This window comes from Pseudomonas sp. RAC1 (assembly GCF_030658255.1).
GTDB lineage: Bacteria > Pseudomonadota > Gammaproteobacteria > Pseudomonadales > Pseudomonadaceae > Aquipseudomonas > Aquipseudomonas boreofloridensis.
Map to the genome: position 1 here is coordinate 82,392 of NZ_JAUTXS020000033.1, position 25,472 is coordinate 107,863.

The 25,472-nt window shown below is 64.1% G+C and carries 28 protein-coding genes; 9 read left to right on the forward strand and 19 right to left on the reverse strand.

Annotated elements, in window-relative coordinates; all coding sequences use genetic code 11:
* Nucleotides 1-199: 199 nt before the first annotated feature.
* Entirely contained in the window at nt 200-1,090 is an 891-nt protein-coding gene (gene ubiA / locus Q7C30_RS13435; RefSeq protein ID WP_029612267.1) for a 4-hydroxybenzoate octaprenyltransferase, read from the reverse strand.
* Nucleotides 1,090-1,647 carry a chorismate lyase gene (locus tag Q7C30_RS13440; protein WP_317871780.1) on the reverse strand — a complete coding sequence of 186 codons (558 nt, stop codon included), beginning with the start codon at nt 1,645-1,647 and terminating at the stop codon, nt 1,090-1,092. Before Q7C30_RS13440 ends, ubiA begins: the two co-directional genes overlap by 1 nt.
* 175 nt (nt 1,648-1,822) lie before the next feature.
* Here Q7C30_RS13440 and rubA point away from each other — a divergent pair, with 175 nt between their 5' ends.
* From rubA to Q7C30_RS13460, 4 genes are all read left to right on the forward strand, one after another.
* A complete protein-coding gene (rubA, locus tag Q7C30_RS13445; RefSeq protein WP_029612269.1) occupies nt 1,823-1,990 on the forward strand; it encodes a rubredoxin RubA in 168 nt (55 codons plus the stop codon).
* 30 nt (nt 1,991-2,020) lie between these two features.
* Nucleotides 2,021-3,169 (forward strand): FAD-dependent oxidoreductase, encoded by a 1,149-nt coding sequence (locus Q7C30_RS13450; protein ID WP_317871781.1) that lies wholly within the window; start codon nt 2,021-2,023, stop codon nt 3,167-3,169.
* 188 nt (nt 3,170-3,357) lie between these two features.
* Nucleotides 3,358-3,666 carry an HU family DNA-binding protein gene (locus tag Q7C30_RS13455; protein WP_029612270.1) on the forward strand — a complete coding sequence of 103 codons (309 nt, stop codon included), beginning with the start codon at nt 3,358-3,360 and terminating at the stop codon, nt 3,664-3,666.
* 144 nt (nt 3,667-3,810) lie between these two features.
* Nucleotides 3,811-4,185, forward strand: coding sequence for a hypothetical protein (locus Q7C30_RS13460; RefSeq protein ID WP_029612272.1), 375 nt, complete (start codon nt 3,811-3,813; stop codon nt 4,183-4,185).
* 15 nt (nt 4,186-4,200) lie between these two features.
* Here the strand turns inward: Q7C30_RS13460 and Q7C30_RS13465 are convergent, their stop codons facing one another.
* The 6 genes from Q7C30_RS13465 to exbB form a co-directional block, all read right to left on the reverse strand.
* Entirely contained in the window at nt 4,201-5,604 is a 1,404-nt protein-coding gene (locus tag Q7C30_RS13465; protein WP_317871782.1) for an HDOD domain-containing protein, read from the reverse strand.
* Nucleotides 5,605-5,685: 81 nt separating this feature from the next.
* Nucleotides 5,686-7,764: an ATP-dependent DNA helicase RecG gene (recG, locus tag Q7C30_RS13470; RefSeq protein ID WP_039582439.1), complete on the reverse strand. Its 2,079-nt coding sequence runs from the start codon at nt 7,762-7,764 to the stop codon at nt 5,686-5,688.
* A gap of 4 nt (nt 7,765-7,768) precedes the next feature.
* Nucleotides 7,769-8,695 (reverse strand): hydrogen peroxide-inducible genes activator, encoded by a 927-nt coding sequence (locus tag Q7C30_RS13475; RefSeq protein WP_029612275.1) that lies wholly within the window; start codon nt 8,693-8,695, stop codon nt 7,769-7,771.
* Between the two features lie 93 nt (nt 8,696-8,788).
* Nucleotides 8,789-9,523 (reverse strand): energy transducer TonB, encoded by a 735-nt coding sequence (locus Q7C30_RS13480; RefSeq protein WP_317871783.1) that lies wholly within the window; start codon nt 9,521-9,523, stop codon nt 8,789-8,791.
* Nucleotides 9,520-9,948, reverse strand: coding sequence for a TonB system transport protein ExbD (exbD, locus tag Q7C30_RS13485; protein WP_039582442.1), 429 nt, complete (start codon nt 9,946-9,948; stop codon nt 9,520-9,522). The genes Q7C30_RS13480 and exbD overlap by 4 nt, the downstream gene beginning before the upstream one ends.
* Nucleotides 9,949-9,951: 3 nt before the next feature.
* A complete protein-coding gene (exbB, locus tag Q7C30_RS13490) occupies nt 9,952-10,926 on the reverse strand; it encodes a tonB-system energizer ExbB (RefSeq protein ID WP_039582443.1) in 975 nt (324 codons plus the stop codon).
* Between the two features lie 190 nt (nt 10,927-11,116).
* Between exbB and Q7C30_RS13495 the strand changes: the two genes are divergently transcribed.
* Nucleotides 11,117-11,974: an SDR family oxidoreductase gene (locus Q7C30_RS13495; RefSeq protein ID WP_317871784.1), complete on the forward strand. Its 858-nt coding sequence runs from the start codon at nt 11,117-11,119 to the stop codon at nt 11,972-11,974.
* Between the two features lie 11 nt (nt 11,975-11,985).
* On the opposite strand, the gene Q7C30_RS13500 is transcribed toward Q7C30_RS13495, so the two are convergent.
* The 5 genes from Q7C30_RS13500 to Q7C30_RS13520 all read right to left on the reverse strand — a co-directional run bounded on the left by Q7C30_RS13500 (nt 11,986) and on the right by Q7C30_RS13520 (nt 16,684).
* A complete protein-coding gene (locus tag Q7C30_RS13500) occupies nt 11,986-12,717 on the reverse strand; it encodes a hypothetical protein (protein WP_317871785.1) in 732 nt (243 codons plus the stop codon).
* A 53-nt stretch (nt 12,718-12,770) separates the two neighbouring features.
* Nucleotides 12,771-13,151, reverse strand: a complete 381-nt coding sequence (locus Q7C30_RS13505; protein ID WP_029612280.1) for a RidA family protein — start codon at nt 13,149-13,151, stop codon at nt 12,771-12,773.
* A 23-nt stretch (nt 13,152-13,174) separates the two neighbouring features.
* On the reverse strand, nt 13,175-15,283 hold the full coding sequence (gene spoT / locus Q7C30_RS13510; protein WP_029612282.1) for a bifunctional GTP diphosphokinase/guanosine-3',5'-bis pyrophosphate 3'-pyrophosphohydrolase: 2,109 nt from the start codon (nt 15,281-15,283) through the stop codon (nt 13,175-13,177).
* Nucleotides 15,284-15,342: 59 nt separating this feature from the next.
* Complete coding sequence (rpoZ, locus tag Q7C30_RS13515) at nt 15,343-15,606, reverse strand: DNA-directed RNA polymerase subunit omega (protein ID WP_003253383.1); 264 nt, start codon at nt 15,604-15,606, stop codon at nt 15,343-15,345.
* Between the two features lie 205 nt (nt 15,607-15,811).
* Nucleotides 15,812-16,684: a LysR family transcriptional regulator gene (locus tag Q7C30_RS13520; protein WP_317871786.1), complete on the reverse strand. Its 873-nt coding sequence runs from the start codon at nt 16,682-16,684 to the stop codon at nt 15,812-15,814.
* A 270-nt stretch (nt 16,685-16,954) separates the two neighbouring features.
* Here Q7C30_RS13520 and Q7C30_RS13525 point away from each other — a divergent pair, with 270 nt between their 5' ends.
* Nucleotides 16,955-17,716 (forward strand): gamma-glutamyl-gamma-aminobutyrate hydrolase family protein, encoded by a 762-nt coding sequence (locus tag Q7C30_RS13525; protein WP_317871787.1) that lies wholly within the window; start codon nt 16,955-16,957, stop codon nt 17,714-17,716.
* Nucleotides 17,717-17,842: 126 nt separating this feature from the next.
* Complete coding sequence (locus Q7C30_RS13530) at nt 17,843-19,390, forward strand: APC family permease (RefSeq protein ID WP_317871788.1); 1,548 nt, start codon at nt 17,843-17,845, stop codon at nt 19,388-19,390.
* A gap of 30 nt (nt 19,391-19,420) precedes the next feature.
* Here Q7C30_RS13530 and gmk read toward each other — a convergent pair whose 3' ends face one another.
* Both gmk and Q7C30_RS13540 read right to left on the reverse strand, forming a co-directional pair.
* Complete coding sequence (gene gmk / locus Q7C30_RS13535; protein WP_317871789.1) at nt 19,421-20,041, reverse strand: guanylate kinase; 621 nt, start codon at nt 20,039-20,041, stop codon at nt 19,421-19,423.
* A 13-nt stretch (nt 20,042-20,054) separates the two neighbouring features.
* Nucleotides 20,055-20,918 carry a YicC/YloC family endoribonuclease gene (locus Q7C30_RS13540; protein ID WP_317871790.1) on the reverse strand — a complete coding sequence of 288 codons (864 nt, stop codon included), beginning with the start codon at nt 20,916-20,918 and terminating at the stop codon, nt 20,055-20,057.
* Nucleotides 20,919-21,139: 221 nt separating this feature from the next.
* Between Q7C30_RS13540 and rph the strand changes: the two genes are divergently transcribed.
* Together rph and Q7C30_RS13550 are read left to right on the forward strand one after the other, a co-directional pair.
* Complete coding sequence (gene rph, locus Q7C30_RS13545) at nt 21,140-21,862, forward strand: ribonuclease PH (protein WP_029612290.1); 723 nt, start codon at nt 21,140-21,142, stop codon at nt 21,860-21,862.
* 26 nt (nt 21,863-21,888) lie between these two features.
* Nucleotides 21,889-22,257, forward strand: coding sequence for a DUF4870 domain-containing protein (locus Q7C30_RS13550; protein WP_317871791.1), 369 nt, complete (start codon nt 21,889-21,891; stop codon nt 22,255-22,257).
* Between the two features lie 9 nt (nt 22,258-22,266).
* Here Q7C30_RS13550 and Q7C30_RS13555 read toward each other — a convergent pair whose 3' ends face one another.
* From Q7C30_RS13555 to Q7C30_RS13570, 4 genes are all read right to left on the reverse strand, one after another.
* Complete coding sequence (locus Q7C30_RS13555; protein ID WP_317871792.1) at nt 22,267-24,225, reverse strand: DUF4105 domain-containing protein; 1,959 nt, start codon at nt 24,223-24,225, stop codon at nt 22,267-22,269.
* A complete protein-coding gene (locus tag Q7C30_RS13560) occupies nt 24,222-24,542 on the reverse strand; it encodes a DUF2388 domain-containing protein (RefSeq protein ID WP_029612292.1) in 321 nt (106 codons plus the stop codon). The genes Q7C30_RS13555 and Q7C30_RS13560 overlap by 4 nt, the downstream gene beginning before the upstream one ends.
* Nucleotides 24,543-24,578: 36 nt before the next feature.
* On the reverse strand, nt 24,579-24,872 hold the full coding sequence (locus Q7C30_RS13565; RefSeq protein WP_029612293.1) for a DUF2388 domain-containing protein: 294 nt from the start codon (nt 24,870-24,872) through the stop codon (nt 24,579-24,581).
* Between the two features lie 80 nt (nt 24,873-24,952).
* Entirely contained in the window at nt 24,953-25,270 is a 318-nt protein-coding gene (locus tag Q7C30_RS13570; RefSeq protein WP_317871793.1) for a DUF2388 domain-containing protein, read from the reverse strand.
* Nucleotides 25,271-25,472 lie beyond the last annotated feature (202 nt).

A 25,472-nucleotide genomic window follows, 5' to 3' on the forward strand; every position in this document is an offset into this window, starting at 1 on the left:
GCCCGCATTAGATAACGGAATTATTGCAGCTGTGTGACAGGGCGTTGGCCATTCTGGCGACATTGCATGAACGGAGGGGCCTCGCGGCGTGGCGGCGGTACCACTGAAAATCCGGTGCGGAAGGGATGGACTACGGCTTGTCGGCGCGGCAGCCCACTGGCGATTGCGGCGCAGGCCGGTGCCTGCGCCGGCCAGGCGTTCAGCGCAGTGCGTAATCCAGCACCACGCCGATGAAGATCAACAGCCCCGCCCAGTGATTGTGCAGAAACGCCTTGAAGCAGGCGTCGCGCTGCCGTGTGCGGGTCGACCAGAACTCCCAGGCGAAACAGGCCAGCGCCGCCAGCAGCCCCAGGTGGAACCACCCTCCGAGCGCGAAGCGGCTGCCGGCCAGCAGCAGACAGCCCAGTGACAACACCTGCAGCGTGAGGATGATCACCCGGTCGGCGTCACCGAACAGGATCGCGGTGGACTTCACGCCGATCTTCAGGTCGTCGTCGCGATCGACCATGGCGTAATAGGTGTCGAACGCCACCGTCCACAGCAGGTTGGCGATGTACAGCAACCAGGCGGCGGCAGGCACCTCGACGCCGGCCGCCGTGAAGGCCATGGGAATGCCCCAGGAATACGCCGCACCCAGGACCACCTGCGGGTAGTAGGTGTAGCGCTTCATGAACGGGTAGCAGAAGGCCAGCGCTGCGCCACCGAAGGACAGCCAGACGGTGCTGGCGTTGGTGCACAGCACCAGCAGGAAACTGATACCGGTCAGCACGGCGAACAGCAGGACCGCTTCGCGCGGTTTCACCCGACCGCTGGCCAGAGGGCGATCGGCAGTGCGTTTGACGTGACCGTCCACCTTGCGGTCGGCGAAATCGTTGATCGCGCAGCCCGCCGCTCGCATCAGCGCTACGCCCAGGCCGAAGATCAGCACATTGGCCAGCGTCGGTGAGCCGTTGCCAGCGATCCACACCGCCGACAGCGTGGGCCACAGCAGCAGGTAGATGCCGATGGGGCGATCCAGGCGACTGAGCTGCACGAAGTCCCAGGCCCGGGGATGCAGGCGGTTCAGCGATTTGAGCAGGTTCAGGTACATCAGGACGACACCTCTTGCTCAGCCTGCCACAGTGCCGGCAGGAAGACCTCGGCGACCAGCAGGTCGAGGCCGTCGCGAGAGAAGCGCGAGCGTCGCCCCCACAGCCCGGCGCTGGCGCTGGGCGCGGGCAGCCAGGCTTCGGGATAGCGGCACACTTCGATGGGCTGGCGAACGAACGCCTGGTCGCAGAACAGCAGCTCGCCCAGCGAGCGGCTGCCCAGCGTTTCCAGATCCAGGCCACCACGCTCCAGCGCTGCACGGCTGGCGACGCTGCGGGCGAACACCCAGGGCTGATCGTGGCCGCGCAGGAACACTTCGCGGACCCAACCCTGGGCGCCGGGCTCCAGGCTCAGTGCCTCGCATTCGTCGGCACGCAGCGGCTGCCAGCCTTCGCTCAGGGGCGTCACGCAGAAGTGATCGTCGGACAGGCGTGTCAGGCGGCGGGTCAGGGAGCCCTCGTCGAACAACCAGTCGCGGGTGCGCGGGTCGAGCTCGCTCGCCAGCTGTGAATACGCCAGCCACGCGACAGCGGCTGCTTGCGGGGATTCGTACGGCACGTCGGTATGCTTGCTACATCCAGAGAGGCGGCGAGCTTAGCATGATTGCCCGGTAGGCTTGCATCCTGCCCGCCGGGCCAGTAAAAAGCCCCCATGAATTGCGCGGTGAGTGCAGTGCGGGCCTGCCCGCGCAGCCGTCACCCGACGCAACACGACGCCTGACCGAGGATCACCAATGAAGAAGTGGCAATGCATCGTCTGTGGCCTGATCTATGACGAAGCCGAGGGCTGGCCGGACGACGGCATCGCGCCCGGCACCCGTTGGGAAGATGTGCCAGACGACTGGCTGTGCCCGGACTGTGGCGTAGGCAAGAGCGACTTCGAAATGATCGCCATCGGCTGATCGAAGACCCTTTCAGAGAGGAACCCCGACATGACGTCACCTGTAGTGATCATCGGCACCGGCCTTGCGGGCTACAACCTGGCCCGAGAGTTTCGCAAGCTCGACAGCGAAACGCCGCTGCTGCTGATCACCGCCGACGACGGGCGTTCCTATTCCAAGCCGATGCTGTCCACCGGCTTCGCCAAGCAAAAAGGCGCCGACGAGCTGTGCATGGCAGAGCCCGGCGCGATGGCCGAGCAGCTCAACGCCGAGATCCGCACCCATACGCGTATCAGCGGTATCGACCCCGGCCACAAGCGCCTGTGGATCGGCGAGGAGGCTGTGGCCTATCGCGACCTGGTGCTGGCCTGGGGCGCACAGACGGTACAGGTACCGGTAGAAGGCGATGGTGGGCAGCACATTTTTCCGATCAACGACCTGGAGGATTACGCACGCTTTCGCGCCGCGGCTGTCGGCAAGCGGCGCGTCCTGGTGCTCGGCGCGGGGTTGATTGGCTGTGAGTTTGCCAACGACCTCACCTTGGGTGGCTACCAGTGCGAGGTGGTCGCGCCGTGCGAGCAACTGATGCCGACGCTGCTGCACCCCGCTGCCGCGCATGCAGTGCAGGCTGGCCTGGAGCAGTTGGGCGTGCGCTTTCATCTCGGACCGGTGCTGACGCGACTGCAGTGTGTCGACGAGGGTTTGCAGGCGCAACTGTCCGATGGCAGCGTGATTGCCTGCGAGCTGGTGGTATCCGCCGTGGGCCTGCGGCCTCGCACCGATCTGGCGGCGGCGGCTGGGCTGCTGGTCAATCGAGGCGTGGTTGTGGATCGCCAGTTACGCACATCCCACGCCAACATCTTTGCCCTGGGCGACTGCGCCGAGGTCGACGGTCTCAACCTGCTCTACGTCATGCCCTTGATGACCTGCGCCCGCGCCTTGGCGCAGACGCTTGCCGGCAATCCCACGGGCGTGAATTACGGGCCGATGCCGGTGACGGTGAAGACGCCAGCATGCCCGCTGGTAGTGTCGCCCCCGCCACTGGGGCGAGAGGGGACTTGGCGTATCGAAGGGCAGGGCAACGACCTGAAAGTGCTGTGCCACAGCGCTGAAGGTGAACTGCTCGGCTATGCGCTCACGGGCACGGCGGTCATGGAAAAACTGGCCTTGAATCGACAGTTGCCGCCGCTGTTGGCGTGAATGGCGTCCGGAGTGTCCTTTGCGTCGTGTTCTAGACGCGACAATGGCCGCGCAGATACTGGCGCGCCACCGGCCTGCATGCCATTCTCACTGGCGTCTGCCGCAGACTAGAGCCTGTGGCGCCTTGGGCGCTGCATTCGCAGGCAGTACGGCATAACAACAAAAAATCCCGTCTAAGAGGCTTCACTATGCGTAAACCAGAACTCGCCGCCGTCATCGCTGAAAAGACCGACTTGACCAAGGACAAGGCCAATCAGGTCCTGAACGCGATTCTCGACAGCATCACTGGCGCGCTCGACAAAGATACCGTCACGTTGGTTGGTTTCGGTACCTTCGAAAAACGTCATCGTGGTGCGCGCACTGGCAAGAACCCGCAGACTGGACAACCGGTCAAGATCAAGGCCAGCAATACCGTGGCGTTCAAACCGGGTAAGAACCTGCGTGACACCGTCATGACCTCCGGCAAGCCGGCTAAACCGGCGAAGAAAGCCAAGTAACCGACAGACATTCCAGTGTCATCCAGACGGGCGCCTATTGGCGCCCGTCGTATTTGGCACAAACACCCCTGTGCGCACTGGCGTAATCGGTTCGATAAAAGGCTAGAATCCGCGCTTCGGTCACTTTTCCATCGAGGCACCCTGATGAAGTTTCGCTTTCTGCTCTGGGCCATGGGGCTGCTGATGGCCCGGGCCAGCCGCAACAATCCGGCGTTTCAGCAACAGCTTCGCGGCAAGGACCTGGTGTTCCAGATGCAGACGCTGGACGGCAAGGTGGCGCGGCACTTCAAGGTCAGTGGCGAGCGCATCAGCAGCAAGGGCGGCCTGCATCCTGATCCCGCCTTCGCCATCGCCTTCAAGGATGCGGCGTTCGGCTTCGCCACCTTGCAGGCGAGCAACAAGCAACTGGCCTTCATGCAGGGCATTCAGGACAAGAGCATCCAGATCAAGGGCAACCCGGCCCTGGTGATCTGGTTCCAGGGCCTGATGAAGTACCTCAAGCCGCGCAAGAAGGCGTGAGGCGGTCGCGCACGGTCAGTGCGGGGTGTGGAATTGCGAGGCCAGTTCGCGCAGCAGTGCTTCGGCCTCCAGCACCTTGCTGACCACCTCCTCGGCCTTGTTGCGTGTCAGCCCCAGGCGTTCGAGCAGCGCCTCGGGAATCTCCTCCTGCGGCCCTGCGCCGATGCCCCGCGAGCGCAGCAGCGAAGTGGCCAGGCACACCAGGTTGGGATAGGCCGAATAGTCCCCTTCATAGCTTGGATCGTGCTGGAAGCGCAGCGCCGTGGACAGCTCGTCCGGCATGTCCCACAGCTTCATCAGCCAGGCACCGATCTGCTCGCGGCTGATGCCCAGCAGGTGCTGTTCGACGTAGCTGTGATAGAGGTGCGGGTTGACCTCCAGATGGCGACAAATCAGCGAGAAGTGCGGTGGGAACACGTGGGCCAGCAGCAGGTAACCGAAGTTGTGCAGCAGCCCGGCCAGGTAGGTAAGCCCCGCCTCTGGACGCTCGGTACGTGGCATCGCGCGGGTCAGGCCTTCGATCACCGCGGCGGTGTAGATCGATTGCTGCCAATATGGGGTGGCCTGCTGCGGATTGTCCTTGGGCAGGCTCAGGGTTTTGCCCAAGGCCAGACCCAACGCCAGGTTGATCACCAGATCGAAGCCCAGCACCCGCACGATGGCATCTTCCACCGAGCGGATCTTGCCCGGTGAAGCGTAATAGGGCGAGGCGGCCCAACTGACCACCTGAGCCGCCAGCGCCGGATCGGTTTCCACCACGCCGGTGATGTCGTCGAGGCTGGCATTGGGGTCGACGCGCAGCTTGATGATCTTCTGCGCGGTGTCGGCCAGCGGCGGGATCTCGATGGTCTGTTCGAGGCGTTGCTGGATGCGTCGGGCGGTGAAGGCCTGAACCGCATGGGAAATCTCGCGGGTGTCGTCGTGCGGACGGTCGAGGTTGCGGCGGATGCCCTCGACTTCCACACCGAAGCTGCCGGCACTGGCCTTGCTCAGCATGCGCTTGAAATCGTCTCGGGCAATTTCCAGCAGCAGACCGGTTTCTCCCGATTGGATCAGCAGCGCATCGGCGCTCAGTAGCCGTTCATCGTACAGACAGGGGGAACTGGTCAGCGCGGGCAGCCCAGGCAGGGCCTTGAGCGAATGCTTGTCGAGCATCTTCCTCAGGCGCTCCACCGGGACCGCGGTCAGCGTGCGGCCGGTGAGCTCTTCGAGACGCTTGAGGTCGAGCAGTTGGCTCTGTGCGAACAGCACCATGAGTGCGCCGACTTCATCGTCCAGCAGGATCGCCTGGACACGCGAACTGGCAGGCAGGTGTGGGTGCTCCGGCACCTCGCGGTAGCCGATGCCAAGTTTTTCCAGCAGCAGCCGGATGACCGGCGGGGCGTGCGGGTGTGCGGTATCCAGGGCCACTTCAGTCATGGTCTGTTTTCCAATGTGTCTTTTTCAAATGCGAAGTATAACCATCCTGCGCCCCAAGCTGGGGCGCGAATGGGACCAAGGTCACACTTGGCCGTACTGTTGGCCGTGACGCAACCAGCGGTCGAGCAGTGGGCTGACATGCTCCGGCCAGCGTGACAGCAGGGCCTGCGCCGCATCGCGCACCGCGGGCAGGAGATCGGCATCGCGCATCAGGTCGGCCACCTTGAACTGCAACAGACCAGTCTGCCGGGTGCCGAGCATTTCTCCAGGCCCCCGCAGTTCCAGATCCTTTTCCGCGATGACGAAGCCGTCGTTGGTTTCGCGCATGATGCCCAGGCGTTCGCGACCGATCTGCGACAGCGGCGGATGATAGAGCAGTACGCAGTGGCTGGCTGCGCTGCCCCGGCCAACCCGGCCGCGTAGCTGGTGAAGCTGAGCCAGCCCCAGGCGCTCGGGGTTCTCGATGATCATCAAGCTGGCGTTGGGCACGTCAACGCCCACTTCGATCACCGTGGTGGCGACCAGCAATTGCAGCCCGCCCGCCTTGAACTCGGCCATGACCGCAGCCTTTTCGGCAGGCTTCATGCGTCCGTGGATCAAGCCCACGCGCAGCTCGCCCAATGCGCTGCCCAGTTCCTCGAAGGTGCTTTCGGCCGCCTGGCAGGTCAGCTCTTCGGATTCTTCGATCAGCGTGCACACCCAGTACGCCTGGCGACCCTCGGCGCAGGCAGCGCGCACGCGTTCGACCACCTCGAATCGACGGCTGTCGGCTACCAGCACCGTATTGACCGGCGTTCGCCCGGGAGGGAGCTCATCGAGAATGGAGGTGTCCAGGTCGGCGTAGGCGCTCATGGCCAGGGTGCGCGGGATGGGGGTGGCGGTCATGATCAACTGGTGCGGACAGAGCAGACCATTCACGCCTTTCTTGCGCAGGGCCAGGCGCTGCTGCACGCCGAAGCGGTGCTGTTCATCGATGATCGCCAGGGCCAGGTTGCGAAATACCACTTCCTCTTGGAACAGCGCGTGGGTGCCGACCACCATCGGTGCGCCGCCGGCGATCTGTTCGAGCGCGCTGGCGCGGGCCTTGCCCTTGAGCTTGCCGGCCAGCCAGGCGACCTCGATGCCCAGCGGTTCGAGCCAACGCTTGAAAGTGAGGTAATGCTGCTCGGCGAGAATCTCCGTAGGCGCCATGAGCGCGACCTGGTAACCCGCCTCCAGCGCCTGCAGGGCGGCGAGCGCAGCGACGACCGTCTTGCCGGCGCCGACATCGCCCTGGACCAGGCGCATCATCGGCTCAGGCTGGCTGAGGTCGTAGGCGATCTCGTTGCCGACACGCTGTTGTGCACCGGTGGGGGCGAAGCCGAGATTGGCCAGGTAGCGCTCGGGCAGGCGGCTGGCCTTGGGCAGCGCCGGTGCCCGCAAGGCTCGCAGGCTTTCGCGCAGGCGCTGCTGGGAAAGCTGATGGGTCAGCAACTCCTCGAAGGCCAGCCGGTGCTGAGCCCAGTGCTGGCCTTCGGCGAGCTCGTCGAGGTCGGCGTCGGCAGGCGGGTTGTGCAGGTAGCGGATCGCATCGTCCAACGGCGCCAGGTGATAGTCGCGGGCCAGCTCGTCAGGCAGCCAGTCGGGCAGGCTGCGTGGCCCGAGCTTGCTCAGGCTGAGTTGGCAGAGCTGACGCAGACGCTGCTGCGTCAGGCCTTCGGTGGTCGGGTAGATCGGCGTGAGGGTCTGCTCGACTGGAGGCGGCGGCTCGTCGCCGTTGAGCGCCCGATATTCGGGATGGTAGATCTCCAGGCCCGAGGCGCCGGGGCGGGCCTCACCGTAGCAGCGCAGGTGGGTGCCGCGTTTGAGGCCCTCCTTCTGCGCATTGCTGAAATGATAGAAGCGCAGGCTCAGCACGCCGGTGCCGTCGCCCAGGCGCACGACCAGACTGCGGCGCTTGCCCATGGTCACATCGGCGCCGCTGACCACACCTTCGATCACCGCGTCCTGGCCAGGACGCAGCGCGCCGATGGGCACCACGCGGGTGCGGTCCTGATAACGCAGGGGCAGATGGAACAGCAGATCCTGCAGGTTCTCCAGCCCGACCTTGGCGAGCTTTTCCGCCATGGCCTCGCCGACGCCCTTGAGCTCGGTGACCGGAACCTTCGACAGCTCGGTCATGGGATCAGGCCGGCTGTTGCGTGGGCGTCTTGGCCACCGAGCACAGGCGGATCGAGTCGGCGAGGATCTCGATGGCCTTGGGCCGTGGGAAGCTGGCACGCCAGGCGATGGCCACGGTGCGGAACGGCGCCGGGGCGGTGAGCGGGCGTACTTCGATCACACCGGGTGCATAGTGGTGACTGTGCACGGCAGACAGCGGCAGGATGGAGACGCCCAGGCCGGAGGCGACCATGTGACGGATGGTTTCCAGCGAGCTGGATTCCACCGTGGTGTGCTTGGAGGCATCCGCACCCTTGTTCAGGGTCGGGCAGGCTTCGAGCACCTGGTCGCGGAAGCAGTGACCTTCACCGAGCAGCAGCAGGCTCTTGTCGTTGAGCAGAGCGGTGTCGATGGTCTTCTTCGCGGTCCATGGGTGATCGGCCGGCATGAGCGCGCAGAACGGCTCGTCGTACAGCGGCAGGGTGAGCACGTCGGCCTCGTTGAACGGCAAGGCGATGATCACTGCATCCAGCTCGCCGTTGCGCAGCTTCTCGCGCAGCACGTGGGTGAAGTTTTCCTCGATGTACAGCGGCATCTGCGGCGCGACCCGGTGCAGCTGTGGAATGAGGTGGGGGAACAGGTAGGGGCCGACGGTATAGATGGCGCCGACCTTCAGCGGGGCGGTGAGCTGGTTCTTGCCGGCCTGGGCCAGTTCGCGGATGCCCTGGGCCTGCTCCAGCACCTTCTGCGCCTGGGCGACGATGCTTTCGCCGACAGGCGTGAGGCGCACCGCACTCTTGCTGCGCTCGAAGATCAGCACCCCCAGCTCGTCCTCGAGCTTCTTCACACCGACCGACAGGGTAGGCTGGCTGACGTGGCAACGCTCAGCCGCGTGGCCGAAGTGTTGCTCCTGGGCGAGTGTGACGATGTAGCGGAGTTCTGTGAGGGTCATAACGTGCGTCCATGAAGTTGCGGCCCCAGCATAGCGGGTGCAATCGATAGACGCACGTTATCAGACTTGCGGCTGTGTGACAGATTCAATGTGTCAGCGCTTGTCCAGCGAGAAGACAAAGGGCGCGACCACTTCGATCTGACCGTTGTTCAGCAACTCCGGCGGCGGCTTCGGCACCGTGCCCGCGCGGCGGATCATGTCCATGGTCGCCCGGTCCAGCGAAGCGCTGCCTGAACCTGCTGCCATCGAGTAGGACAGAATCTTGCCGTCGGCATCGACCACGAAACGCAGCCGGTTGATGCCTTGCAGGCCGCGGCGGCGCGCGTCCTCCGGGTACTTCTTGTATTTGGCCAGATGGCGCAGCAGGTCACTCTGCCAGTTCGGCAGGGCATTGCTGTTGGACGCGATACTTGGCTGCGGTGCGGCCGACTTCTGCGGTGGCGCATTGCTGGGCGGCGTATCGGCGACCTGCTCCTTGGCGGGAGGCTCGTCCTTCGGCGGCTCGGGCTTCTTCTCAGGCTTGGGCGGCTGCGGCTTGACCTTGGGCTTTGGCGGCTTGTTGATGGCGATCTTCGGCTTCGGCGCCTCGGCGACCTTCGGCAGCGGCGGCTCTTCGACCGGCGCCGGCGGCGGTGGGGCGACTTTCGGTGGCGGCGGCGGTGCCGGCTCCGGCAAAGGCGCCAATTCGACCATCATCGCTGCCGGAGGCAGTTCGATGGCTTGGGGCACCGTCCAATTGAGCATGAGCAGCACGGCGATCGCGTGCACACCCAGCACGATCGCCAGGCCTACACCGTAGCGCGCCAGGTTGGAGCGCGTCTTTGTCATTTCTTCGCTGCCGTCTCGAGTCCGACCAGACCGACCTTGAGATAGCCGGCCGCACGCATGGTGTTCATCACTTCCATCAGGTCGCCGTAGTCGACCCCTTTGTCAGCCTGGAAGAAGATGGTGGTTTCCTTGTCACCCTTGGTCTTGCCGTCGAGCATCGCGCCAAGCTGATCGGGTGTGGCCACCGGGTCATCGCCGACATACAGCTTCTTGTCGGCCTTGACGCTGACGAACACCGGCTTCTCCGGCCTCGGCGCCGGTTTGGCGGTGGAGGCGGGCAGATCGACCTTGATGTCGACCGTCGCCAAAGGCGCGGCGACCATGAAGATGATCAGCAGTACCAGCATCACGTCGATGAACGGGGTGACGTTGATTTCGTGGTTTTCGGCGAGGTCGTCGCCACCTTCGTTGAGATGCAGGCCCATGGCTTACCCCACTTTCACCATGTGCGGGGCGGCGCGATCGCCAGCCTGGTGGTCGAGGTCGCGGCTGACCAGCAGCAGGACCTGCGCCGAAGCGTCGGACACCTGCGCCTTGTAGCCGGCGATGGAGCGGGCGAAGACGTTGTAGATGACCACCGCCGGGATGGCGGCGACCAGACCCAGTGCCGTTGCCAGCAGGGCCTCGGCGATACCCGGTGCGACCACGGCCAGGTTGGTGGTCTGGGTCTTGGCGATGCCGATGAAGCTGTTCATGATGCCCCATACGGTACCGAACAGACCGACGAACGGTGCGGTGGAGCCGATGGTCGCCAGTACGCCGGTGCCGCTGCTCATGGCGCGGCCGCTGGCGGCCACCAGGCGTTCCAGACGGAAACTGACGCGTTCTTTGATGCCTTCTTTCTCGCGGCTGTTGGCCGACAGGCGCATTTCCTCGAGGGCGTCATGCACCAGGGTATGGGCCAGGGTGCCTTCCTTGTTGGCGACCGTGCTGGCCTCCTTGAGGCTGGCGGACTTCTTCAGCACGGCGATTTCGCCACGCAGACGGCGCTTGGCGCCCAGCAGCTCGAAGCCTTTGGCGATCCAGATGGTCCAGGTGATGATGGAGGCGATGGCCAAGCCGATCATCACGGCTTTGACCACCACGTCGGCGTTCTTGTACATGCCCCAGGGCGACAGGTCGTGAGCCATGCCCAGCGAGGTGTCCTCGACCAGCGCCTGAGTGCTGTCGTCGGCAGGTGCCGGGGCGTCGACGGGTGCGGCGGCGGTGTCTGTCGTCGACGGCTGGGCAGCAGTGGGGGCTGCCGGGGTCGCCGGGGCTGCGGCGGCTGGCGCGGCTGCGCCATTAGCGGCGGGCTCATCAGCCATGGCGGCCGGTGCCAGTACCAGGCTGAACATCAGCGCGGCGATGGCGCCCCAGGCGCGCGATGTGGTTGGCGAAGCGGAGGGTTGAGTACGAGTCATGCTGGCCGGACCTGATGAAGAAAAGAGGGTGACGTTCTTCACGGCCTCGAGACAGGCCGAGAATTTTTCAGGGCGCCATTATTGCAACTAATTCTTGTTAACAAAAGCAATACAGTAACTTTTTTTATACGTTCCATAGCCGCTGATCGTCAGAAGGGGCTAGCCTGAAGCTTTGGAATTGGAGTGTGTGATGTCCGATTTATCCGCAATGATCGTAGGCTGCGGTGATGTAGGCGGGCGGTTGGCTCGACAGCTGCTCGCGCGTGGCTGGCACGTGCATGGCCTGCGAAGGTCCGTCAATCAGCTGCCCAATGGCGTGCTGCCGGTGGCGGCGGACCTCGCCCAGGTGGAGATGCCAGCGGCTTGGCCCGAGGGCTCTTTCGATTACCTGGTCTACTGCGTGGCAGCCAGTCAGCACGACGAGCCCGGTTATCGTGCAGCCTATGTCGAGGGGTTGCGTAACGTGCTGTCGTGGATGGCGCAGCGGGCACAGCGGCCTCGCCGAATCCTCTTCGTCTCCAGCAGCAGCGTCTATGCCCAGAAGGATGGGGCCTGGGTCGATGAGCGTGCGGCTACCGAGCCAGAGGCCTATTCCGGTCGAGTCATGCTTGAGGCTGAAAAGCTGGCACTGAACAGTGGCATGCCCGCCAGTGTGGTGCGCCTCACCGGTATCTACGGCCCAGGCCGTGAATGGCTCTTGAGTCAAGTGCGTCAGGGCTACCGGGTTGCCGAAGAGCCGCCGTTGTACGGCAACCGAATCCATGCCGATGATGCCGCAGGTCTGCTGGCGTTTCTTCTGCAGGCCGATGCCGGTGGGCAGGTGCTGCAAGACTGTTATATCGGCGTCGATGACGATCCGGCGCCACTGGCCGACGTGGTCACCTGGTTGCGCCAGTACCTGGGCATCACGCAATGGTCGGACGAGCAGCGCGTGCGTCGTACCGGGAGCAAGCGTTGCAGCAACGCGCGTGCTCGGGCACTGGGCTGGGCGCCGCAGTATCCGAGCTACAAGGAGGGCTACGCCGCGATTCTGCTGGGTCAGGGTTGAGGCGGTGCCGCTTAGTTGCGCTGAAGTACCCACTGGCGCGGGCCAGGTGCCAGCTGTGGCATGTCATCGGGCTGGGCACGATTGACCGCGCGGAAGATCTCGAGTCGGTCGGGGCTGCGCCGGAAAATCCAAGGCCCGCCTTGTTGATCGCGCTCGAGCCATAGGCTGTCGTTGCCATTGCCGATGGTGGCGCAGTCGCCGGCCAGGCACAGCGCATAGCGGTCAAGCGCAGGCAAGCCAGTGACGCTGCCGTCATCGCCGAAGCGGACCTTGGCGCCTTGGCCCGGTCCTTCGGTGATCGTCCACTCACCGCCCAGGTAGGTCTGGTATAGCGTCTTTTCGAAGCTGCTGCCTACAGTTGCATCGGCCGCTTCGGGCGAGGTACTGCGTATGAACGTCTGACGGGCGCCGCTGGCGTCGGTCGTTTGCAGCTCATTGCCGCTCAGGCTCAACTGTTCGCTTTGGCCGCCTTCGAACGTGGCTTGCCATTGCTTGTCGTTGGCGAGCAAGCGGCCATCGACGGTCTCCACGCCATTCATGTAGCTGGCCTGTTGACCGGCGACATTGATCTTCCATTCGAAGACCGGACCATTGCTAGCCAGCGCGTTGCGCAGGCTCTCGCCCTTGGCCGCTGCATCGATCGCTTTCTGATTGATCCAAGTACCGTTGTAGTCTTCGGGTTTGTGGCTGGCGCAGCCGCCCAGAATCAGGGCTGCCAGCGCGAGGGGCAGGGCATGGCGCATGAGGGGAACCTTCAGGCAGGAGGAGCGGCAGGCGAGTGCCTGCCGCTTGGGCATCACTCGATGACGAGGATGGCGTCCATCTCGACTTGCGAGCCTTTTGGCAGCGCGGCTACGCCGATCGCGGCGCGCGCGGGGTAGGGCTGCTCGAAGTAACGGCCCATGACCTCGTTGACCTTGGCGAAGTGGCTGAGGTCGGTGAGGAAGATGTTCAGCTTGACGATGTCCTTGAACGACCCACCAGCCGCTTCAGCGACCGCCTTGAGGTTCTCGAAGACCTGCACGGTCTGGGCCTCGAAGCCTTCGACCAGTTCCATGGTCTTGGGGTCCAACGGAATCTGCCCCGACATGTATACGGTATTGCCAGCCTTGATCGCCTGGGAGTAGGTGCCGATGGCGGCCGGGGCCTTGTCGCTGTTGATGACGGTCTTGGTCATGTTGACTCCTTGCGGTTGACGGACTACGCACGCGTGCGGGTAATGCGTACCACGCCGGTAAGGGTGCGCAGCTTCTTGATCACGCGCGCCAGGTGCACGCGGTCGCGCACGCTGACCACCAGCTGGACCACGCTGACGCGACCGTCGCGCTCATCCATGCTGATCTTCTCGATGTTGCCGTCGGCGGCATTGACGCTGCTCGCCAGCAGCGCGATCAGGCCGCGCTGGTGCTCCAGCTCGACGCGCAGTTCGACATTGAACTCGCCGGTGACGTCCTTGGCCCAGGAGAGCTGCAAGCACTTTTCCGGGTTGTGTCGGATTTCGCTGATATTTCGGCAGTCTTCCAAGTGAACGACCATACCTTTGCCTGCCGACAGGTGGCCCACGATGGGGTCACCTGGAATCGGTGTGCAGCACTTGGCATAGCTGAGCACCAGACCTTCGGTACCGCGGATTGCCAGTGGTCCTTCGGGCGATGGCAACTGCTCGCCCTCAGCGGACAGCAGGCGTCGGGCCACCACGTAGGCCATGCGGTTGCCCAGACCAATGTCTTCGAGCAAATCCTCGATCAATTCCAGGCGGTATTCGCTGAGGATGGCCTGCACGCGCTCGCTCGGGATCTTGTCCAGGCTGCTGTCGAAGCCGGTGAGCACTTTGTTCAACAGGCGTTCGCCGAGATTGATCGACTCGGAGCGGCGTTGCTGTTTGAGGGCATGACGGATGTGGGTGCGGGCCTTGCCGGTGACCACGAAGTTGAGCCAGGCCGGGTTCGGGCGCGCGCCGGGCGCGCTGACGATCTCCACCGTCGAGCCACTTTGCAGCGGTTCGGAAAGCGGCGCCAGGCGACGGTTGATGCGGCAGGCGATACAACTGTTGCCCACGTCGGTGTGCACGGCGTAGGCGAAGTCGACGGCCGTGGAGCCTTTGGGCAGCTCCATGATTCGGCCTTTGGGGGTGAAGACGTAGACCTCGTCGGGGAACAGGTCGATCTTCACGCTCTCGATGAATTCCAGCGAGTTGCCGGCCCGCTGCTGCAACTCAAGAATGCCTTTGACCCACTGACGGGCACGGGCGTGGTTGCCCTTGGGCTGCTCATCCTCGTTGGACTTGTACAGCCAGTGTGCGGCGATGCCGTTGTTGGCCATCTCTTCCATTTCGCGGGTGCGGATCTGGATCTCGATGGGTACGCCATGCATGCCGAACAGCGTGGTATGCAACGACTGATAGCCGTTGGCCTTGGGAATGGCAATGTAGTCCTTGAAGCGACCCGGCAGGGGTTTGTACAAATTGTGTACAGCGCCCAGTACGCGATAGCAGGTATCGACCTTGTCGACCACGATGCGGAAGGCGTACACGTCCATGATTTCGGTGAAGGCGCGGCGTTTGCCGCGCATCTTCTTGTAGATACCGTAGAGGTGCTTCTGTCGCCCACTGACCTCGCCGGCGATGCCGTCTGCTGCCAGGCAATTGGCCAGGGAGGTTTCGATCTTGGCGACGATTTCCTTGCGGTTACCGCGCGCGCTCTTGACCGCTCGATGAATCAGCGCTGAGCGCATGGGGTGCATGGCCTTGAACCCCAGGTCTTCGAATTCCACGCGCACGGTGTGCATGCCCAGGCGATTGGCGATGGGGGCGTAGATCTCGAGGGTTTCCTTGGCGATGCGCCGGCGTTTTTCCCCGGACAGCACTTCAAGGGTGCGCATGTTGTGCAGACGGTCGGCGAGCTTGACCAGGATCACGCGGATATCGCGGGCCATGGCCATGGCCATTTTCTGGAAGTTTTCGGCCTGCGCTTCGGCTTTGGTCTCGAAGTTCATCTGGGTCAGCTTGCTGACCCCGTCAACCAACTCGGCGACGGTTTCGCCGAACTGCTGGCTGAGGGCTTCCTTGGCGATGCCGGTGTCTTCGATGACGTCGTGCAACATGGCTGCCATCAGGCTCTGATGGTCCATGTGCATGTCGGCGAGAATGCTGGCCACTGCCAGCGGGTGGGTCACGTAGGGCTCGCCACTGCGGCGGCGCTGCCCATCGTGTGCCTGCTCGGCATAGAAATAGGCCCGGCGAACCAGGTTGACCTGTTCGGGACCTAAGTAGGTCGACAGCCGCTCGGCAAGGGCTTCTATACCCGCCATGATTTCACCTCTTGCACAGGAAGAGGATCGGGTGCCGCGCGACGTCGACAGGGCATGAATCAGACGGCCTCGTTGTTCTCGTCCTCGAACGCGGCGAACACCGGATCCTCGGTGACGATCTCTTCAGCGGCGATGAATTCATTGGTCACGATGCCTTCGGCGATTTCGCGCAGGGCAACGACGGTCGGCTTGTCGTTTTCCCACGCCACGCGTGGTTCCTTGCCGCCGGTGGCCAGTTGGCGGGCGCGCTTGGTCGAGAGCATGACCAGCTCGAAGCGGTTATCCACGTGTTCCAGGCAGTCTTCAACAGTTACGCGGGCCATGGTGTTCCTCAGTAGCAGATGCGTTAGGCGTACAGCCCAGAATGGGCAGGCGGACTCGATAGTTTAAAAAATCACCAGCCAATAGGGAAGGACTGTTTCGCTCCACGCCCGGGTTTCGCCGGGCAGTGCCCACGAAACAGGCGCCGCAGACGGCCTTTTGCACGACGCTGACGATAACGCCTCCCGCCCCGCGAACACAACAGCCTCAACGCATCGCGTCACGCAGCCGCGGCGTCAGTTCCTCGAACAGGGTCTGCACCGAGCGCAGGGCCCGGCAGTCTGGGCGGGTGAGCAGCCATAACTGGGTGTCGCAGCCTGGCAGCGGGCCGCTCAGGGCCTCGACACCGGGCAGGGTGTCGACCATGTAGTCCGCCAGCGCGGCCACGCCCATGCCGCTACTGACCAGTTGGGCGATGGTCGACATGCCACTGCATTGGTAGCGCGGAACGAGGTCGGGGTGGTGCTGAGTGCGCCAGATGACCGTGGGGTGTTCGTGCATGCTGTCGTCCGGGGCGATCCAGGGCACGTTGTTCGGCGACTCGGTCAGGCGCTCGCTAAACGCCGCGTGGCCGCAGATCACGTAGGAGGTCGACCCCAAACAACGCCCGACCAGATGTTCCGGCGGCGTGTTGGTCAAGCGCAGGGCGATGTCGGCGTCGCGACGGCTCAGATTGGCGAAGGAATTGGAGGTGCCCATCTCCAGCGAGAGTGCCGGGTAGTTGGGCATGAACTCGACCAGCGCCGGCAGCAGCAGACTGTGCAGCACCGCTTCGGTACAGGTCAGGCGCACGGTGCCGCTGACCACCTGTTCGCCGCTGGTCAGCGCGATTCGCGCCGCATCGAGCGCTTGTTCGGCACGTTCGGCCTGCTCGGCCAGGGCCTGGGCAGTGTCGGTCGGCAGATAACCCTTGCGGCTCTTGACGAACAACGCAGTCCCCAGCGCCGATTCCAGTCGACGGATGGAGCGAAACACCGTGGAAACATCGACCTTGAGCAGCTCCGCTGCTTTTGCCAGCGAGCGACCGCGCTCCAGCGCCAGCACCAGGGCCAGGTCGGCATGAGAGATTTGATATTGCATGGTTGCACGCTCTGCTTGCTGGTCTGCCAATGTCTGTTGCATTGGAGCCCACTTTATAGTGCAACGACTGGCGTGAATCAATGTGGCGCCGCGCAACGCAATGCCCCTCGAATGGGGTCGTTAGAACAACAACCAGCGCAACCCTCGTCGCCTTCCAGGCGTCCTCCTTATCCCTGAATCGTCGCTTTTGATCACAGGATGTACAGCCATGACGTCGGTCTTCTCGTGCACCCGTTTCCGCGACATGATGCCTGCCGACAAGGCACGTCCATGAGCACTCGCAAGCCGCCCCTGATCGGCGTCAGCGCCTGCCGCCAGCAGGTCGGCCGGAACTCTTCGCACACGGTAGGCGCCAAGTACGTCGAGGCCGCAGCCTTTGCGGGACTGCCGCTGATCCTGCCGGCCCGCGATACCCCCGACGAGCCGCACGCGCTGCTGGCGCACCTGAACGGCATTCTTTTCACTGGCTCGCCTTCAAATGTCGAGCCGCATCATTACAATGGCGCCCCCAGCGCGGTCGGCACTCGGCATGACGCTGCGCGCGATCGTTTGACACTGCCGTTGCTGCAGTCGGCGATTGCCGCAGGCGTGCCGGTGCTGTGCATTTGCCGGGGCTTTCAGGAGCTCAACGTGGCCTTGGGCGGAACCTTGCATCCGCGTGTGCATGCGTTGCCCGGCCATCTTGACCACCGCGAGCCCGAGGAGGCGCCGCTGCACGTGCAGTATGGCCCCCGGCATCGGGTCGACAGTGCGCCGGGCGGCCTGTTCGAGCGCCTGGGCCTGGCGGCGCAGTTCGAGGTCAACTCGCTGCACAGTCAAGGTATCGACCGTTTGGCGTGCGGCCTGCGAGTCGAAGCGCGGGCGCCGGATGGCTTGATCGAAGCGGTATCGATGCCGGGCGCACCGGGGTTCGTCCTCGGCGTGCAGTGGCACCCGGAATGGCAGCTCGCCGAAAACCCGGTCTCCCTACGTCTGTTTCAGGCGTTTCGCGAGGCCTGTATCGCCCATGCTGCAGGGGAGGGCGCGCGTTAGAAGGCATTCTGACGCGGCCCCAAGGTCGCGGACGACTCACCCCAGCAGCAAGCTTTCAATGAGTGGAAGCGGGCCTTGCGCGCAAGGTCTGTGAAAAAACAATACCAATAGCAACGGCAAATACTCATGAGCGAATACACAGAAACCGGCCGCCCTCCCGATGCGGCCGCCGATGCAGGCAGTACCGCCCAAGCCCCAGGCAAGGGCCTGGCCAAGGGCCGCCTGGGCCTGCTGGCCAGCGTCGTGCTGGGCATTTCCACCATCGCGCCGGTCTACACCCTGACCGGCGCGCTCGGCCCGACCGTGCGCGAAGTCGGCGCCCATCTCCCCGCCGTGTTCATCGTCGGTTTCCTGCCGATGCTGCTGGTCGCGCTGGGCTACCGCGAGCTCAACGCCGCCGAGCCCGACAGCGGCACTTCCTTCACTTGGTCAGCCCGCGCGTTCGGTCCGATGATCGGCTGGATCGGCGGGTGGGGGTTGGTGGTGGCGACCACCATCGTGTTGTCGAACCTGGCGGGCGTCGCGGTTGATTTCTTCTACCTGTTCATTGGCCAGATCAGCGGCCACCATGAGCTTGCCGCGCTGGCAGACAACTTGCTGATCAACGTCAGCACCTGTTGCGCCTTCATCGCCTTGGCGGTGTGGATCTGTTGCCGAGGCATGGGCACCACCATGACCGTGCAATATGGTCTGGTCGCCTTGCAACTGCTGGTGCTGGTGGGCTTCGGTTTTGCCGCGTTCGGCGAAACCACCGCACCGCCGCCCTTGGAATTCGACTTCGCCTGGTTCAACCCTTTCGGTGTCGAATCGTTCTCGGCCTTCGCGGCCGGGCTATCGTTGTCGATCTTCATCTTCTGGGGGTGGGACGTGTGCCTGACCGTCAGCGAAGAGTCGGTCGGCAGCGATGAGGTGCCTGGCAAGGCTGCCACCTGGACCGTACTGCTGATATTGGGGCTGTACCTGTTCACTGCCATCGCCACGTTGCAGTTCGCCGGCATCAGCGACAGTGGCCTGGGGCTGGGTAATCCGCGTATCCAGGAGAACGTTTTCGCCCACTTGGCCGGCCCGGTGATGGGGCCGCTGGCGATCCTGATGTCGATCGCCGTGCTGGCCAGTACGGCGGCCTCGTTGCAGTCGACCTTCGTCTCGCCGGCGCGCACGCTGCTTGCCATGGGCTATTACGGTGCGGTGCCGCAGCGCTTCGCCAGTGTCTGTCCGCGCTCGCAGACACCGCGTTACGCGACCGTCTGCGCTGGGCTGGCGGCGGCGGTGTTCTACGTGACCATGCGCACCCTGAGCGAGAACGTGCTGGCCGACACCATCACTGCACTGGGCATGATGATCTGTTTCTACTACTCGCTGACGGCCTTCGCCTGCGTCTGGTATTTCCGCAGCAGCCTGTTCGACAGCCTGCGCCACTTCTTCATGCGCGGCGTGTGTCCGCTGGTGGGCGGTGTGATCTTGTCGGTGATCTTCGTGCGCACCGCGCTCGACAGCGCGTCGCCGGACTTCGGCAGCGGCTCGCACGTGGGCGGGCTGGGGCTGGTGTTCGTGATCGCGGCGATCATCTCGGTACTGGGCATCGTGCTGATGATGCTGTCGCGGCTGCGAGCGCCGGCGTTCTTCCTCGGCGCGACCTTGCAGCAGCAGGCCAAGCTGCAATTGCACGACTGACCCAGGGGGCGCCAAGCGCCCCCGATGTCTTCAGCCGACCAACTGCTCGAGCAGCGCCGCATGGCGCTGTTGCTGTTTCTTGAGCAACAGGCGGTTGGCCCGGAACACTGATTGCAGATCGTCCAGCGCGTGGGCGAAATCGTCGTTGACGATGACATAGTCGAACTCGGCGTAATGCACCATCTCGTTGACTGCTTCTTTCATGCGGCCGGCGATGATGTCTTCGCTGTCCTGGCCGCGGCCGTCCAGTCGCTGACGCAGCGCCTCTCGGCTGGGCGGCAGAATGAAGATCGACCGCGCCTCGGGCATCAGCTTGCGTACCTGCTGAGCGCCCTGCCAGTCGATCTCCAGGATCAGGTCGAAGCCTTGGGCGAGGGTTTCCTGCAGTGCGCTGCGCGAGGTGCCGTAGAAGTTGCCGAACACCTCGGCGTATTCGAGGAAGTCGTCCTGGGCGATCAGCGTCTTGAAGGCCTCGTGGTCCACGAAGTGGTAGTTCACGCCGTGGGCCTCGCCGTGACGCATGGCCCGTGTAGTGTGTGACACCGAGACACGAATCTGCGTGTCCTGTTGCCTGAGGGCGGTGACCAGGCTGGTCTTGCCGGCGCCCGAAGGGGCCGAGACGATGTAGAGGGTGCCGCTGGTGTGGGTCATGGTCGGGGTAGCCTTACTCGATGTTCTGTACTTGTTCACGCATCTGTTCGATCAGCACCTTCAGATTGACGGCCGCTTGGGTGCTGCGTGGGTCGAAGGCCTTGGAGCCGAGGGTGTTGGCTTCGCGATTGAGCTCCTGCATCAGGAAGTCCAGCCGCCGTCCGGCCGCACCGCCGGACTTGAGCACCCGGCGTACTTCGGTGACATGGGTGCTCAGGCGGTCGAGCTCTTCGGCCACGTCGCTCTTCTGCGCCAACAGCACCATTTCCTGCTCCAGGCGCTGGGGCTCGAGCTCGGCCTGCATGTCGGCGAAGCGGTCGAGAATACGCTGGCGTTGCGCAGCCAGCATCTGCGGCACCAGCGCGCGCAGGGTGGTGACTTCGTGGGTCATGGCCTCCAGGCGTTCGTCGATCAGCCGTGCCAGCTCCTGGCCCTCGCGCTGACGGCCAGCCTTGAGCTCGGCGAGCGCTTCGTCGAACAGCGCCAGGGCCTCGGCGTTCAGCGCCTGTGGGTCGGCGGCATCGGCCACCAGTACACCGGGCCAGGCCAGCACTTCGAGGGGGTTGAGCGGTGCCGGCTGGTTGATGAGTCCGGCCACGGTTTCAGCGGCGGCGACCAGTTGCGCGGCGCGCTCGCGATCGACCTGCAGCGGCTTGCCGCTGCTCTCTTCACACAGGCGCAGGGTACATTCGACCTTGCCGCGCGAGAGCCCTTGGCGCAGGCCTTCGCGGACCGCGCCTTCGAGATCGCGCAGGGCCTCGGGCAGACGCAGATGCGGCTCCAGGTAGCGATGGTTGACCGAGCGCAACTCCCAGCTCAGGGTGCCCTGGCTGCCGGCGCGCTCGACGCGGGCAAAGGCGGTCATGCTGTGCACCATGGGGAGAACCTCGCGAATTTCGGGATGACGGAGCGCCTTTCGGCTGCAAGGCGCAGGATTGTAGCGCAGTGCGGCGACGGCGCCCAATCACGCCGCGCCGCGCACCGGTGACCAGAGCAGACAGGTCGACGGATGGCACGCCCGAGACATTAGGCATGTCCTCGTGCGTTTAGCAGCCCTATAATGGCCGCCTGATTCGCATTCCAGTACAGGTATCCCAGATGAAACGTCCAAGTGGTCGCGCCGCCGATCAGCTTCGCTCGATCCGCATCACCCGCAACTACACCAAGCACGCCGAGGGGTCGGTACTGGTCGAGTTCGGTGACACCAAGGTCATCTGCACGGTCAGCGTCGAGAACGGCGTTCCGCGTTTCCTCAAAGGTCAGGGCCAAGGCTGGCTGACTGCCGAGTACGGCATGCTGCCGCGCTCGACTGGCGAGCGGAACCAGCGCGAGGCCAGTCGTGGCAAGCAGGGTGGTCGCACCCTGGAGATCCAGCGCCTGATCGGCCGCTCCCTGCGCGCCGCGCTGGACATGAGCAAGCTCGGCGATATCACGCTCTACGTCGATTGCGACGTCATCCAGGCCGATGGCGGTACCCGCACGGCGTCGATCACCGGTGCCATGGTCGCCCTGTGCGACGCGCTGGCGGTGATCAAGAAGCGCGGCGGCCTCAAGGGCGGCAACCCGCTCAAGCACATGATCGCGGCTGTCTCGGTAGGCATGTACCAGGGTGAGGCGGTGCTGGACCTGGACTACCTGGAAGATTCCGCCGCCGAGACCGACCTCAATGTGGTCATGACCAGCGCTGGCGGCTTCATCGAAGTGCAGGGCACTGCCGAAGGCGCGCCGTTCCAGCCTGAAGACTTCAACGCCATGCTGGCACTGGCCCAGAAGGGCATGACCGAGATCTTCGATCTGCAAACTGCCGCACTGGCCGACTGAGCGCTTCCCAAGAGGACCATCGATCCATGAATGAGCCAAATTCACCGATCGGAACCGTCAGCGCCGAAGCCCGGCAATGGGCGATGTTCTGTCACTTCAGTGCGTTTCTCGGGCTGGTGATGCCGTTGGGACATCTGCTCGGGCCGTTGGTGATGTGGCTCTGGAAGCGCGAAGCGGACCCCTTCGTCGATGCCCAAGGCAAGGAGGCGCTGAATTTCCAGATCACCGTCACCCTGGCCGGGTTCATCTGCTTCCTGCTGATGTTCGTGGTGATCGGTATCGTGCTGTTCGCCATCCTCGCGGTGGCGACGCTGATTCTGATCATTCTGGCCGGCGTTCGCGCGAACGAAGGCAAGGCCTACCGCTACCCGTTCATCTGGCGTCCGATCAAGTAACCGCTACGTTCAAGGTAGCTGCAAACCGCCGGCTGCCTTGTGCAACGCCCTCAGGTGTTCGCCGATCTGCTTGACGTTGGTCTCGATAGCGGCAATTTCCTTTGCTCTCGCGGGCTCCAGCAGTGCTCTCACCTCCTTGTCCAGATCGGTGCTCAGGCGCAGCAATTGCGCCTGACGCTCGCTGCTGACTTTCTCCAGATGCGCGCGCTCTTGCGGTTGCGGCAGACCATAGCCCTGCGACTCCAGCAATTCGGCCGGCCGGCTGAGGAAGCCGCTGTTGGCGAGCATCTGCTGCAGAGTCGCATTGGCTTTGTCGATGCTGCCGTCTTTTAATGCAGCCGCGTTCAGATAACGCTGCTTGACCTCATCCTGTGCCAACAGCAGTTGGCGACGCAGGCTGGCCTGCTCCAGCAGTAGCAGGGCCGCGCTGGTGCGCAGATTGGCCTGGGCGAACCAGGGCCGACGCTGTTCGGCGTCCTGTGCAAGCCAGTCCTCCACGGCGGTCTGCTGGATCGGGAGCTGTTTTCTCAACACCTCGAACATCGCCTGGTAGCGGTCTCGATAGGAGTCGAACCGATAGCCCAGGCGCAAGGCTTCGCGCGGATCGTCGAGCACGTGGGTATCGGCCAGGCCGCGGCCCTTGAGCACTTCCAGCAAGCCGTTGGGCATGATCGAATCGAGGTCGCTCAAGCGTGGATCGGCGGTGCCGCTGCGCATCAGCTTGAGGGTTTCCACCGCACAGTTGTTGGACAGGAAGTAGTAGTTGCCGTCATAGCTCCAGTGCATTTCCGCTGCCTGGCGCACCAGGTCCTCGATCTGCTGACGATCAAGCTTGAGCGGCACCGACGACAGGCTGCGCAGTTCGGTCTTGGTGTATTCGTCGATGACCTGGCCCAGCGGCAACACGAACAGCCGCGAGGGGTAGGCGCCGATCAGGCCGTCCCAGCTGGACAGTTGCACATCGTTGACGAAGGCACGGTAGGAAAGCACCAGGTGGCGGTCCAGGTCCAGGCGGCAGTCCGGACCGCGTGGCCGGCCTGGGGCGCAGATCACCAGCCGCAGCATGCTGTGCCCCCAGCGGCTCACCCAGTTCTGGTTGGCTTCGGCGAGCAGGTAGTCGACCTGGTAGACACGCTCGGGATCGATATCGCCCAGCGGCTCGCGGGCGAAGTCGCTGCCGGCATTCAGGAAGGGCAGGCCCTGGGCGCAGGTGTCTTGCGCCGGTGCCCAGGCGAAATGCTCGCGCAGGTATTGGTTCAGCGCCGGCCGGCGACAGCCGTAGCTCGGGTCGAGGAGGAAGTACTCCATGTTGACCGCGATGAACTCCTTGGGGCTGCTCAACTCGTAGGCGTCGGGCGTGCGCACCAACTGGCCGTTGTGCTGTTCGCGCTCGCCGCGACGGCCTACGTATTGTGGCCAGCCGGCCAGATCGAGCAGGCGCGGGTCGTCGCTGAGGGTGAAGCGGCGCTCGGTCTCGCCACGGCATTTCTGCGGTAGGCCGATATCGCCGAGCGTCGTGTACTGCCGCTTGCAGCGGGCGATGCGTGAGCGCTCGGCACCTTGCCATAGACGTGCGCGGTCATAGATGTGGGTCAGTTCGTGGAGCACGGTGGCGAGCAGTTCTTCGCGGACCGTGCCATGGGGACGCTGGGTCTTTTCAGTGGCGGCGCTGCCGTCGACCAGACCAGGCAGCAAGCGGCGATTGAGTTCCAGGCTGGCTACGGGGGACGCCTGCCCGTAGGCATCGGCCGGCATGCGGTCGCTCCAGCTGACGTCAATTCGCCGATCCAGGCGCTGCTTGAAGGTCGGCGGCAGCTTGGACAGGGCCTCGTCGAGCAAGGCCTGGGACGCCTGCCGTTGGTGAGCGTCGAGACCGTGAGTCTGCAAGTCCAGTCGCAGGTCCGCCAGGGCGGGCGTGCCGAGCAGCGTCAGGGCGCAGCCGAGCAGCCAGGCACGCGCGCGCTTCACAGCGAGAGGATGGCTTCGGCCAGAACCTGATCGCTGGCGTCGCGTGCCTCGGGCACACGGTCGCGCAGGGTGTCGAAGGCCGCCTCGAGCTGAGCGCCGCGGATATCGCCGTTGCTGGCGACGAAGCTGGCCGCATCGTCACGGGCTTCGCGCACGACCTTGGAGTCGCGGATCGAGGTGGTGGTGTCGGAGGTGAAGTCGATCGAGCGGCCAAAGGCACGCACGATGATGTTGCTGGTGGCCACCAGGGTCTGTGCCTGGGCCAGGTCGGCCAGCAGCAGCATGCCGAGGGTGGCGGCGATCAGCGGTTTACGCATGGAGCATCTCCGAAGAATACGAGGAGTCAGGGGTGATCATTGGACGAGAATTGCCTCTGCCAGTTCAAGGTCGTCGTGATTGCCAAGCCAATGATGGCGGCGCAGTTCGACTAGCGCAGCCTGGAGACGGGCGCTGCGTATCTGTCCGCCACTGGCGACGAACGTGGCGGCGTCATCGCGGGCCATGCCGACGATCTTGCGATCGAACGGCGCGGTGGTCACTTGGGTGGTGACGTAGCCGGTCATGATTGGAAACTGAGTGGTGACGTCCATGGCGTGGACGCTTCCCACACTGGCGAAGGCAAGCAGCAGGGTTATCAGGTAACGCATGGGCTTAACGTTCTGTCGGCTGGGCGAGGCTTGCAGTGCAGTCGGTGTGTAATGCCGACTGCGCGATCCTGGAGGCGTAATCAATAGGCCAGGATGGACTGGGCCAATTGTGCATCGCTCGCTTGCAGCGTCGGCACCTGCTCGCGGATGTGGGCAAAGGCGCTTTCCAGCTTGGCGCCGCGAATGGCGCCCTGACTGCCGACGAAGCTGGCGGCGTCGTCGCGTGCGGCTTCGACAATTTTCTTGTCACGCAGCGACGAACTGGCGTCAGAGGTGGCGTCGGTGGACGCTGCGACCCCGCGAACAACGGTATCGGTGGTGACCACGAAGCTGCTGGCCTGGGCGGTGCTGGTCAGGGCCAGCAGCAGGGCTGCGCCGAACAGGGATTTACGGGACATGGATGGTGCTCCTGCGAAGGGACGGTTCTGGTTACTCGGACGCTTGCGGGACCGCACAGGATACCTGTGGGCACACTGACACGCGCGGACACGCTAACAGGCGGGCGACGCAAGCGTACCACGGGGCTTTGTTTCAGGATGTTAAGGGACGGTCGCTTCAAACTGTTTCGGTTATTTCGGATTTCATTCGAACTGTACCTGT